At 40.7% G+C, this 11,926-nt stretch carries 14 protein-coding genes and 1 riboswitch; of the genes, 2 read left to right on the top strand and 12 right to left on the bottom strand.

All coding sequences use genetic code 11. From position 1 onward, the window contains the following. Positions 1–9 precede the first annotated feature (9 nt). From QMF37_RS00665 to QMF37_RS00645, 5 genes are all read right to left on the bottom strand, one after another. Positions 10–876 (bottom strand): peptidylprolyl isomerase, encoded by an 867-nt coding sequence (locus tag QMF37_RS00665; RefSeq protein ID WP_071154124.1) that lies wholly within the window; start codon positions 874–876, stop codon positions 10–12. Positions 877–1,001: 125 nt separating this feature from the next. Continuing rightward, entirely contained in the window at positions 1,002–2,405 is a 1,404-nt protein-coding gene (locus tag QMF37_RS00660; RefSeq protein WP_245830211.1) for a sensor histidine kinase, read from the bottom strand. Then, positions 2,386–3,066 carry a response regulator transcription factor gene (locus QMF37_RS00655; RefSeq protein ID WP_071154122.1) on the bottom strand — a complete coding sequence of 227 codons (681 nt, stop codon included), beginning with the start codon at positions 3,064–3,066 and terminating at the stop codon, positions 2,386–2,388. Before QMF37_RS00655 ends, QMF37_RS00660 begins: the two co-directional genes overlap by 20 nt. 103 nt (positions 3,067–3,169) lie before the next feature. Continuing rightward, positions 3,170–4,183, bottom strand: coding sequence for a GTPase (locus QMF37_RS00650; RefSeq protein ID WP_078080726.1), 1,014 nt, complete (start codon positions 4,181–4,183; stop codon positions 3,170–3,172). A 61-nt stretch (positions 4,184–4,244) separates the two neighbouring features. Further along, positions 4,245–6,065: an LTA synthase family protein gene (locus QMF37_RS00645; RefSeq protein WP_078080727.1), complete on the bottom strand. Its 1,821-nt coding sequence runs from the start codon at positions 6,063–6,065 to the stop codon at positions 4,245–4,247. A 264-nt stretch (positions 6,066–6,329) separates the two neighbouring features. On the opposite strand from QMF37_RS00645, the gene QMF37_RS00640 reads away from it, so the two are divergent. Continuing rightward, complete coding sequence (locus tag QMF37_RS00640; RefSeq protein WP_058384258.1) at positions 6,330–6,950, top strand: flavodoxin family protein; 621 nt, start codon at positions 6,330–6,332, stop codon at positions 6,948–6,950. A 45-nt stretch (positions 6,951–6,995) separates the two neighbouring features. Here the strand turns inward: QMF37_RS00640 and QMF37_RS00635 are convergent, their stop codons facing one another. From QMF37_RS00635 to QMF37_RS00615, 5 genes are all read right to left on the bottom strand, one after another. Further along, positions 6,996–7,526 carry a histidine phosphatase family protein gene (locus QMF37_RS00635; protein WP_078080728.1) on the bottom strand — a complete coding sequence of 177 codons (531 nt, stop codon included), beginning with the start codon at positions 7,524–7,526 and terminating at the stop codon, positions 6,996–6,998. Between the two features lie 157 nt (positions 7,527–7,683). Further along, positions 7,684–8,148: a 6,7-dimethyl-8-ribityllumazine synthase gene (ribH, locus tag QMF37_RS00630; protein WP_078080729.1), complete on the bottom strand. Its 465-nt coding sequence runs from the start codon at positions 8,146–8,148 to the stop codon at positions 7,684–7,686. Positions 8,149–8,171: 23 nt separating this feature from the next. Next, on the bottom strand, positions 8,172–8,792 hold the full coding sequence (gene ribB, locus QMF37_RS00625) for a 3,4-dihydroxy-2-butanone-4-phosphate synthase (RefSeq protein ID WP_078080730.1): 621 nt from the start codon (positions 8,790–8,792) through the stop codon (positions 8,172–8,174). Between the two features lie 16 nt (positions 8,793–8,808). Next, positions 8,809–9,438: a riboflavin synthase gene (ribE, locus tag QMF37_RS00620; RefSeq protein ID WP_078080731.1), complete on the bottom strand. Its 630-nt coding sequence runs from the start codon at positions 9,436–9,438 to the stop codon at positions 8,809–8,811. Next, positions 9,439–9,720 carry a hypothetical protein gene (locus QMF37_RS00615; protein ID WP_071154716.1) on the bottom strand — a complete coding sequence of 94 codons (282 nt, stop codon included), beginning with the start codon at positions 9,718–9,720 and terminating at the stop codon, positions 9,439–9,441. Positions 9,721–9,782: 62 nt separating this feature from the next. After that, positions 9,783–9,953, bottom strand: a riboswitch (FMN riboswitch). Between the two features lie 157 nt (positions 9,954–10,110). Between QMF37_RS00615 and QMF37_RS00610 the strand changes: the two genes are divergently transcribed. Continuing rightward, positions 10,111–10,434 (top strand): CHY zinc finger protein, encoded by a 324-nt coding sequence (locus QMF37_RS00610; protein ID WP_078080732.1) that lies wholly within the window; start codon positions 10,111–10,113, stop codon positions 10,432–10,434. Positions 10,435–10,500: 66 nt separating this feature from the next. Here the strand turns inward: QMF37_RS00610 and QMF37_RS00605 are convergent, their stop codons facing one another. Together QMF37_RS00605 and QMF37_RS00600 are read right to left on the bottom strand one after the other, a co-directional pair. Further along, positions 10,501–10,989, bottom strand: a complete 489-nt coding sequence (locus QMF37_RS00605) for a GNAT family N-acetyltransferase (protein ID WP_078080733.1) — start codon at positions 10,987–10,989, stop codon at positions 10,501–10,503. 112 nt (positions 10,990–11,101) lie between these two features. Next, positions 11,102–11,926: a metallophosphoesterase gene (locus QMF37_RS00600; RefSeq protein WP_058384252.1), complete on the bottom strand. Its 825-nt coding sequence runs from the start codon at positions 11,924–11,926 to the stop codon at positions 11,102–11,104.

The following is an 11,926-nucleotide window of genomic DNA, read 5'->3' as shown; positions in this document are numbered from 1 at the left end:
TCTCCTCCTCTATTTTGTTAAAGTATTGACGATATCGTATGATTCGATTTTTTCAGCTAGCCATTCAGCATATTTTGTATTTAATGCTTCATCAAATAAAGTTTCTTTTATCTGTTCTTTGCTGTCTTCTAAATTTGCATCTGCTGCATCTGTTTTTCCAGTCACTTGGATGATGTGGAAGCCATATTCCGTTTCTACAGGCTCACTGATTTCATCAACTTTCATACTAAATGCTGCTGCTTCAAACTCTGCTGCCATTTCTCCTGCACCAAATTCACCTAGTGCACCGCCATTGTCAGCATTGCTTGTATCTGTAGAATATGCTGCTGCTAGTTCGGCAAAGTCATCCCCATCATCAAGCTTCGCTTTGACTTCGTCTGCTTCTTCTTGAGTGCCTACCAATATGTGGTTTGCTGCAACTTTTGAAGGCTGTTCAAAAGACTCTTTATTTTCTTCAAAATACGTACTGACTTGCTCATCTGTTATGTTAATATCTGGTCCGATGATTTTTTCAACTTTCAAGTAAATTTTCATTTCGTCTTCCAGATCTGCTATCGACATTCCGCTTGACGCCAGTGCTTGTTCAAGTGCTTCCGCCCCACCATAACTTTCTTCATAGACTGCCATTTCTGCGTCGAGCTCTTCTTGAGTCACTTTAATGTCTGCTTTTTCTGCTTCTTGATTGACCACTTCGTTTGAAATCATTGCGTCGAGTGTCGCTGCACCAGCAGAAGCGACCATTTTGTCATACAAGGCTTCTTTGGTGATTTCTTTATCTCCTACTGAAGCTACTGAGTCGTCCCCTGAAAATGCAACCATCACAAAAATTGCGCTTGCCGCTAGTACACCAATTCCAATGTATAAAAGTTTTTTCATACTTATTTCCTCTTTTCCTAAGTTGTTATCTCTAGCTTATCAAGCAATTATGAATAAACTATGACTAGAGTTTTAACAATCAACTATTTTCCTCAAAAAAATGACTTGAGACTGTTTGTCCCAAGTCATTTTTTATGTGGCAAGCGGATAATGAATTTCGTGCCTTGCTCTTTTTTACTTTCCACATCAATTTCTCCATCATGCAGCGTCACCAATTGCTTAACAATCGATAAGCCCAATCCAAATTGGCCACTTCCGCGCGATAAATCTGCTTTATAGAAACGACGCCAAATCAAATCAATTTCCTCGACATCAATTCCCGCCCCGTTATCTTCAACAACAATCGACATGTGGTCGGTTTCAGAATAAGTGGTTAAGAAAATGGTACCTCCTTCAGTAAACTGAATCGCATTTTTGACGATGTTCATCAGGATTTGAATGAGACGATCCATATCTCCATAGATAATATCCCCTGGATTCGTGTGAATGACAATTGTATTGCCTTTATCTTTTGCCTGCTGATAAAGCTGTTCTTGAATAATTTCTAATAGCTCATCTGCATCAATTTCTTCTTTAGTTAGCACGACTTGATTAGATCTAATTTTCTCGTAATCCAAATTTTCATTAACGAGGCGCATTAAGCGCTTTGTTTCTTCACTCGCTAGACGAATGCCTTTTTCCCGTTGGCTTTCTTCAATCATGTTGTTACGAAGACCTTCCATGATGCCCGCAATGGTGGTCAGTGGTGTTCTCATTTCATGTGACACATCTGCCATAAATTGACGGCGACGATTTTCCAGCCGGTCGATTTCTTCATTCGATTGCTGGAGCTTCGCAGCCATTTTGTTAAAGTCATGTGCTAAATCACCGAACTCATCAAAATTCGATTCAGGCAAATTGACATCATAATGACCTTCACTAATCATAGAAGTCGCTTTTTGCATTCGCTGAATTCGGCTAACATGCATTTTAGAAAGCCATAAACTAAACAACAAAGCTATCGCAAACGCAATTAAAATAGTAGTGGTCAAGGTTTTATTTAACTCAGCGATCATTTCACTTACCCCACTAACAGGAGAAGCAAGCAAGACGCCACCAGCCAACTGGTCATTTTCAAAATAAGGCATCGCTACAAATGTTACCGTAAAACCGAACCGCTCAACATCACGATTAACGATAAGAGTTTCGCCTTGTTCAATAACGTTCCATTCTTCTGGTGTCAGCTCAACAGGTGGAAAAGAGCCCGACACCGGATACAAAATACGACTTTGCTGATCAAAAACGATAAAACTGATATTTTGTGCTTTTAAGATTGAGACATATGACTGCAAGTTAGTGCCCGGACGCTTGTGACCGAGTTCATCAATAATTTGTTCACCATAATTCTCCAATTCCTGTGCTTTTTCGTTATACGCAAAGTCATCTACATAACGAACGAACAAAACACTCAAAATCAAAAAAGCAATCAGCAAAATACTCATATGACTAGCAATCAGCTGATAGAAATATTTAATTCGCGTATTCTTCAAATTTATAGCCCACTCCCCATACGGTATGGAATAGCTTGTCTCCGCCATTTATCTTTTTCCGAAGTCGTTTAATGTGAACATCCACTGTTCGTTCATCACCGTAAAACTGGTAGCCCCATACTTGTTCCAATAACTGTTCACGACTAAACACTTGTTTTGGGTGTTGCAAGAAAAACACCAACAAATCAAATTCCTTAGGCGTTAAACCATCAACTTCTTGTGCATCCTTTAAGACACTCCGAGTTTCCTTATTGACAGTAAAATGGAGAGTTTCGATGAGATCTGAAGTGGCTTCCATCTTTTGAGTTCTGCGAGTAACTGCTTTAATACGCGCCATCAACGTTAACGGACTAAACGGTTTTGTGACATAGTCATCAGCTCCCATTTCAAAACCAATCACTTGATCAGATTCACTATCTTTTGCAGTCAGCATAATAATCGGAACTGCACTTCCTTCTTCACGGATTTTGCGACACAATGCGATACCGTCCATTCCTGGAAGCATCCAATCCAAGATTAACAAATCGTGTGTGCCCTCTTTATATTTCTGGTAGCCTTCTAGTCCATCAGCTGCAAATTCACCTTGAATGCCTTCTTTCGAAAAGAACAGCTCCAGCATCGAACTAACACTTGGATTATCTTCTACAACCAATATCTTCATCCCGCACCTCCGCCAACCTTTCTTCTAAAGGTAAATGACAAATTCGAAAGACGCAAGCAAATTGAAAATCGCCCCTCTGCAGGAGAGGGGCGATTTTTAGTCATCAGGCTTTTTTCTCACGTTTTTTCAGCTTTACGAATAAGTCTCCGATCATATCGTAGTCAATAGCCATGTTATTTTCATAAGCATACTTCACACCATAGCCAAGTGCTAGCGTCATGGACGAAGCAACTGTGCCACCAATAATAGATCCTGCTCCCGGAATGAACTTTAATGCCTGCCGGTAAATCGTGTGACCGATTGTTTGTGTCGCGGTAATCACAATCATGTCTTTCGCTGCTTTTTTAGTTAACGGTTTGTCGTAAAGTTTCGATAACTTGATAATCAACCCGACTTGTAAAGATGTTAGCGGTACTACATCTGATCCAGGGATAGGTGATGCTCCGATGACGCCTGCTGAAACGCCAGCACCGATAATCCAACGCGTAGCCGCAGAGGATTTTTCTTTCAAGCTTTTAGCGAAGAGCAAATCCTTCCCCTTCTTTTCGAGCAAAAAAAGAATTTCCTTTTTTAAAGTCTCCAAATTCTCTTCTGTTTTCGAGGAAATTGGAATGACTTTGTATTTATGACCTGTATGTCCTTGGACGAATTGAACGATGGATGGTATGTTTTCCGCCGCATCAATTTTATTTAGGACAATCAAAATGTCTTTATTGTGTTTTTTGATTTCATTAAACTTCTCTTTTTCGCTTTCAGAAAATACTGTTCCGGCAGCGTTTAAGAAAAACAGCACAATATCAGATTTCTGTACAAACTCTAAGGTTTTTTTGGGATTCTCGTCATTAGGATCATTCAATCCGGGAGTATCCATAAATTTAATGTTTTCCAACCCGTGAATGTTATAGGGATCTACGCTAACTGTTTCTCCAGGCATCGGATTGGTGCTCGCAACTTCTGCTCCAATAATCTTATTGATGGTAGAAGATTTTCCTGCATTCACTTCACCGATCAAGGAAATTAACAGATCTTGACTGAGTGAGTCATTGACTTTCTTCATTTCACTTTCAAACATCTTATCCATAGCGCGCATCACTTCTTTTTCGAATTCTTTCACCATAGACAGCCCCTCATCTCTCATCTACTGATTATTATAATCTTTTTCTTTTAGACGAGCGAACTTAGTCCTTCATATAGTCTGTCAGCAACGTATCCGCATAGTTCATCAAAGTTTCTGTATCTTTATGATGTTTTTTTGCATCACTATTTTTTTTACGTTCATCCATCGTTTTCAAATCGTGTAGTACACCTGGCAGTTTCGCGCCAGGCGCTTTGTACAATTGTTCAGACTGAATATAAGAACCTCCTGGCATGTAATAACGCATACCCAGTAAATTTTTTTTGTACTCAAACAGATTGTGTCCCATCACCGGGGCATTGTGTTCAATTCCGAGTAACGCTAACACAGTTGGCATAATGTCTGTCTGACCGCCCAAACGCGTCATTTCTTTTTCTTCAAACAAGTTTCCCCCAGTAAAAATAAGCGGAATAGTAAATTGATCTTTTAATGAGTAGTCATGTCCGAGAAAGTCACTCAATAACTGCTGGTCTTCTTCAGTCACTAATGTACCATGCATACCTGAATGATCACCTAGAATAACAATTAGGGATTCGTCATAAATTCCACGATTTTTTAGTTCCTGAATGAAAAAACCAATCTGTTCGTCTGCGTAACGAATTGATTGCAGGTAATTTCCAACATACATGCCTTCGTATTCAATTGGCAAAGTTAGATGCTGCATAGATGATGGCAATTCAAATGGTGTATGACTCGTAACGGTTACAATATTCGCGTAAATGCGTTCATAGGTTTCAAGCTGGCGCGGAAGTTCATCTGCAGCAAAACGAAACAGCACTTCATCCGCAGGACCAAAACCGACATTTTTGACGTTCGGGATGTCATCAATCGAGAACACCTCTTCATAACCAAGAACCGGATAAAGAACGTCACGATTCCAAAAAGTCACATCATCTGCGTGATAGGTAGCAGAACCGTAGCCCTCTTTTTTCAATGTTCGTGCAAGTGAAGGTGCTTCCTTTCCTGAAAGACTATTGGCTGTAGGAATCATTCCTTGCGGATACAAACCGGTGTTAACAATCCATTCCGCGTCAGAAGTCGTACCAGCTCCTATTTGTTGGAAAACGTTTGAAAAATAAGCACTTTCACTTAATAGGTTATTAAGATTTGGTGTGATTTCTTGGCCATTCAACGTCTTGCCAATGACGAAATTCTGTAAAGACTCTACTTGAATAACGAATAAGTTTCGTCCTTTAGCCCTTCCAAAACTTTCTTGTTCACTCACTTTCACATATTTATTGCCTTTAAGTTCCTCTAGCTTTTTTTCCGATAACTTAGTCGAAGAGGCATGAGCCGTATCGGTCGAGCGATTATACAGTTGAACTACTTGAGATTGGAGAAAGCCGTTTTCTTTTGCGAAATAGGAAACGTCAATAACTGGCTGCTCGATAGCGTAACCAATTGATATTGCTGATATGACCGCCATGCTAACAGCTATATGTTTTATCGCCGGCAATTTTACCGGTTTTCTCCAACGACGAGCAAGAAATACGAGCAAAACAGCATCAAGGAAAAACAAGAAATCCCATGGAGTTGATAGCATCGCAATGGTATTGCTGACAGAGCTAGACTGAGTCGCTTGTTGTAAATCATAGTAAGAAGGAATCGTAGAATAATAGCGCAGATAAAGTGTGACAGTGAAGAAGATGACGGAGACCAATAAGTTAAAAATCCATACTGCTTGCCACAGTTTTTTATGAGCTACCAGTAATACAACTGACAGCAAGAAAGCCCATAGTGGAAATTCAACCAAAGCAATATGCCAAAAGGATTTCGCGTCAAAAATGAGCACGCGAAAAGCACTTATTTTAATAAACAATAAGAAAAAAATGAGTATATATGGCATGACAGCTGTTTTCTTCATTTAAAACACCTCATTTCTAAAGACGATCATTTAAAGTTGAATGTTGCATATAGTTAGTTAAAAAGGGAATAGTTAAATGTACATGAAAGGCAAGACAGACTTAATGATAAGCAGGCTCTTATTTTCTACAGTTGTTCAAGAAGATATCGTGCAAATTATTTTGACGCTTACTACATAAGCGTGGACTGATTTGCTCAACACTTTATCGGAAAAACGATTGTTAACGTCATTTTTAGAACCTGACTACCTAAAGGGAGCGATACGATGCAAACATTAAAAGCACTTTTCATCAATACTTCACTAAAAAGTTCAAAGGACCCTTCTCACACAGAAGGTTTCATCAATGATGTTCAAGTTCATTACAATCAACTAGGAGTAGAATCAGAAATTGTCCGCTTGGCCGATTATGACGTTGCTTACGGTGTTCAAGAAGATATGGGTGAAGGCGATGAATGGCCTAAAGTATTTGAAAAAGTCATGGCAGCAGACATTGTCATTATCGGTACCCCCTTATGGCTCGGAGAAAAAAGTTCATTGGCTACGCAAACCATTGAACGTCTTTATGGCAGTAGCAGTGTCACCAATGATAAAGGACAATCCGTTTTCTACAATAAAGTTGGCGGTGTTGCAATTACGGGTAACGAAGACGGCGCTAAGCATGCTGCTGCATCCGTTCTTTACGCCCTTTCTCATATCGGGTTTGTCATTCCACCAAACGTTGATGCTTATTGGGTTGGTGAAGCAGGTCCTGGAGCTTCTTATATGGATGCTGGCAGAGAAAATGAGTTTACTAAAGCAGCGATTCAACGACTTGCCTACAACACTTATCATTTGGCCGGTATGCTTAAGAACAATCCAATTCCGAATGAAGGCAATACACTTTAAACCTAACCAGCCGGCAGCGAAAGCACTGCCGGTTTTTCTATGTACTTATTTCCACACGCGATGTGCAAAAAGGTGACCATCTTTTATTATCACTTTATAAATATCAGGATTAGTCAGCTTTTGCCACTCCAAAAACCCATAATCGTCGTCAATTCGTTTTAATAGTAACCCCAACAAATTGCCATGAGTTACCGCTGCAGTCATGTCATCCATCTCACTCAATGCTTCCATGGCACGGTCTGCTGCCTCTTTCCCTGATTCGCCTCCAGTGAATTTTACGCTGTCGTCATTAAAGGACTCTTCTAATTTTTTCATCCAGTCTGGCAAATCTTCAGAGCTCAGCACTCGTTCAGCCAAACGCTCATCAATTCGAATCGGTAAATCTTGTTGGTCTGCTGCCGGTTCGATCGATTGGATAGCCCGTGTAAACGGACTCGAAACAAAATGGATAATCTGTCGTTGTTGAAGAAATCTTGCTAATTCTTCTGCTTGTTTTTGCCCCATTGCAGTCAAGTCCGCGTCCGGTGCCTGTCCGGTTGCTTGGCAATGTCTAATTAAGTAAACTGTTTTTTCCATACTCATCATCCTCTTGTGATTTTCATTGGTTCGAATTCAAAACCTAGAATGTTTCGCTTGTTTATAACCATCATACACTTCCTTTACCTATCACATTCCCCAAATCTCGTCTTTTAACCTCAAAAAAACTCCTGAGCAAAAGCTCAGGAGCAAGAGATTATAATTTTTTCATAAGATTCGCCATTTCAATGGCCCCAGCTGCTGATTCCCAGCCCTTGTTTCCAGCTTTTGTTCCAGCGCGTTCAATCGCCTGTTCAATAGAATCTGTTGTTAAAACACCAAAAATAACTGGAATATCTGCATGGTCACTTGCTCTTGAAACACCTTTAGCGACTTCGCTGCAAACATAGTCAAAGTGAGGAGTAGCGCCTCTAATAACTGTCCCTAGTGTGATAATTGCATCGTATTTTCCACTTAATGCCATTTTCTTCGCCACAAGTGGAATTTCAAAAGCTCCAGGTACCCAAGCAATCGACACATCCTCTTCACTAACACCGTGGCGTTTTAACGCATCTTCTGCACCGCCCAATAATTTACTCGTAATAAACTCGTTAAAACGTCCAACCACTATTCCGATTCGTAATCCTTCGCCATTTAAATAACCTTCAAAATGTATCGTCATTTAAGTCCATCTCCTCTAGTCGATTAATAAGTTGTCCTGTTTTGCTGTTCTTGTTGGTACGTTACTAAATCTTTAATCGTCAAAATACCTAGACCGAGACGTTCTGACACTTGTAACAAATCGTTAACACGCGCCATTGTGCCATCAGCATTCATGATTTCACATATAACTCCTGCTGGAGGTGAACCTGCAAGCTTGGCTAGATCCACTGCGGCTTCAGTATGCCCGGTCCGCTCTAAGACGCCGCCATCTTTTGCGATCAAAGGAAAGATATGGCCTGGGCGCTTAAAATCAGCTGCTTGAGCATCTGATTTTGCTAAACTAGTAATTGTATGAGAACGTTCAAAAGCACTAATGCCTGTCGTTGTATCTTTATGATCTACACTGATTGTAAAGGCCGTTCCATATTCATCTGTATTATGATCTGTCATAAGACCAATTTGTAAGTTTTGAGCGATTGATTGGGCAAGTGGCACACAGATCAATCCTCTTCCTTCGGTCGCCATCAAATTGACGATTTCGGGAGATGCGAATTCTGCCAATGCGACAAAATCGCCCTCATTTTCTCGGTCTTCATCATCAATTACAATGATGGCTTTACCATTCTTTAAATCTTCGATGGCTTTTTCTACCGTGTAAAACATGTGTGTCGCGCCTCCTCTAAAATCCGTTTTCTGCTAACCAGCTTCTACTGATTTTTGGTTCTGCTGTTTGAATTCGCTCGGTATATTTGGCCAGTAAATCACATTCGATATTGACCTTTTCACCAATTCCTTTTTCTCCTAATAGCGAATCTTCTTGCGTCGTCGGAATAAGAGAAATCGTCACAGTATTATGGCTAATAGCAAAAATCGTCAAAGAAATACCGTCTACTGCGATTGATCCTTTTAGCATCATATACTTCATCAACTGAGGTTCAAGCTCGATTGTTTTCGTGATCGCATTCGCTTCTTTTTTCACAGAACGGATAACGCCAACGCCATCAATATGGCCACTAACAAAATGACCGCCGAAACGTCCGTTAGCTGGCATAGCACGTTCTAAATTTACCTGTGAACCTACCTTTAATCCAATCATCGTTGAAGATTTCACCGTTTCTGGGATCACGTCAACGGTAAAGGTACTAGAACTGAATGTTGATACAGTTAAACAAACGCCGTTAATGGAAATACTATCTCCACGTTTAACGTCTTCTAAAATAAGCGTGCAAGAAATAGTTAACTCCATTGCTTGTGGCTTAGAGCGAACTGAAGCAACATGGCCAAGTTCTTCAACAATACCTGTAAACATTTAGGCACACTCCTCCATTCTGTTCGCAAAAACGTATTCAATTGTGGTCTTACGAGTTTTCGGGCGCTTTCCACCGTGGGGCATATAGGTGGTGAGGAAAGAATATTTCAGAAGAGTTTGAATCCATAACACAATGTGCCCTGCTTCTTTATCAAGTTGGCATAGTAGACGGCCATTTTTCGTACCTTGAAGAAGCTCTTTTTCCAGTGAGGAAATGAGCAGGGTTAAAAACCGTTGATTTGTATTTCCAGAGACTACTCCCTGATAAAGGTATTTGGTCATACAAATTCCTCCTTTCAATTTAAATGCATTGAAAAGAAGAGGCACATAACGAAGCCGATTTCTACATTCTTCTCCCATCCAGACTGTAACTGTCGGTGCCGGAATTTCACCAGCTCCACCGTTTGGACGCTTCAAACATAGTGGCCTATGCTTGCCATCGTCCAACCGGGTCACGGACTTGCAGTTTCCTGCTCACCGCCGGTAAGGAATTTCACCTTGCCCCGAAGAATTAGATTCGTAGTTTCGTCTCTTTAATAGTAGCATAGAAAGAAACTGAACCCTATAAAATAAGCTAAGATTTCCGACGAACTCCAGTGACCGCTAATTCTATCAGCCTCAAACAACTGCCTAGTTTAAAACATATTACCGTTTCAGAAAGGACGAGTTACTATGTCTCATCACCACACAGTGAAAGGCGTCAGCGTAGATGCGGAAACACGTTGTGCTCATTACCATTCAGCTATCGATCGAATTGCCATCAAGTTTTTTTGCTGTCAGCAATACTTCCCCTGCTTCGAATGCCACCAAGCTATAGGCTGTGGCAACCACCAAGTTTGGCCAAAAGACCGGTTCCAAGAAAAAGCAGTGCTGTGCGGGAGCTGTGGGCATGAACTTACTATCGATGAATATTTAGCCTGTGCATCTATTTGCCCTAGCTGTACTTTGCCTTTTAATCCAGGCTGCAACTTGCATACGTATCTTTATTTCGGATAAAAAACTGGAAGCCCTAGAAACGTGATTCTTTTAAAAAATCAATAAAGCCAAGTGAGAAACGATATCTCACTTGGCTTTATTGGTGTATAAAGACATTACAAGTTGCTCTCCTTTAGAGCGCATAATTCGTCTACCTGTATCTTCGAATCCCGCTTTTTGATACAAGCGTTGTGCAGGGATGTTACGCGCATTGACGCCTAGCACCACTTGATCAAAATCTGGAAACTCCATTTCCATAAACTCTGGCAGTGCATAGATAGACCCTGTCGCAATTCCTCGCCCCTGATATTTTGGATTCACAGAAAACCCTCTCAACAATAAGGCTTTTGGGTTGTTCGAATATTTTTTACGGTCTTCCGATTCATCCAATTCGAAAAAACCGGCATCTTCTCCGCGTGCTTTAATAATAATAAAATGCTTTAACGGATCTTTAGCATCTTTTTCAATAATTTCTATAGGCAATCGTGTAAATTCCAGCTGATGTGTTGGCAAATCGTAACCGATTGATCGTTTGGAGGAGTAGCGGTGCAATGTCACTTCTCTTTTTTTAATCACGTTAAGTAGACCTCCTTGTTTGCGTTCATTATCTCAGACTATCAGGCATCTCTAGATTCAAAAAGATGGTCAGATGATTATTGAAGAAAGAAAAGCTGCGTCGACTTTTGCTTTACTCTTTCTTCAATGTCACTACGACAATTTCAGGCAGATTAAAAATACGAACGGGAAAAGTACTATTGCCAAGGCCACGGCTAACAACCATTTTCGATTGATCTTTGTCAAAGATCCCTTCCGTTACTTTCGGAAACCAGCCTTGTCCTGGAGCAACTAAACCGCCAAGGCCAGGAATTCGAATTTGTCCGCCGTGGGCATGTCCTGAAAACACTACATCTACTCCAGCTTCTGCATAAATCGGAAAATATTCAGGACGATGTGCTAGCAACAAGGTAAAATTGTCAGTCAGTTGCGCATGCTCAAGACTCCCCTGTGTAGCTTCGTCTTCGTGTATCTCAGGCTCTGTCAAAGGATCGTTAATTCCTGCAATCTGGATTGACGATTGTGCTTTTTTCCATTCAACTTGCTCATCTTCCAAAACCACGACGTCCCGTTTACGTAACGCAGCTGTTATTTCCTCAATCTTATTGGAAGCCACTTCGTGGTTTCCCGTCACGTAATACACTTTACTCATCTCCACAAGCGCATCAACTAACACCAAGCTAGCCTCCAAATCATAACGATTACTATCGATAAGATCGCCCGTCAAAAAAATGACGTCCGGATTGGCTGCCGATACCTTTTCAATCAGTGAAGATTGATCTTTTCCGAAGGTGGCATTGTGCAAGTCCGATACCTGAACAACAGTTGCTCCATCAAAAGCAACTGGCAACTCTTTAGAAGCTACCGTGTATTCCGTAGTTTGCACCCACTTGTTACTGACCCAAATGCCACTCCCCACTAGTAACACTAACAACATAAGTCCGATCATTTTTTTCAT

It is taken from the genome of Planococcus sp. S3-L1, from assembly GCF_030063085.1.
In the GTDB taxonomy this organism is placed as follows: domain Bacteria; phylum Bacillota; class Bacilli; order Bacillales_A; family Planococcaceae; genus Planococcus; species Planococcus kocurii.
This window is presented reverse-complemented; position numbering and strand designations above follow the sequence as displayed.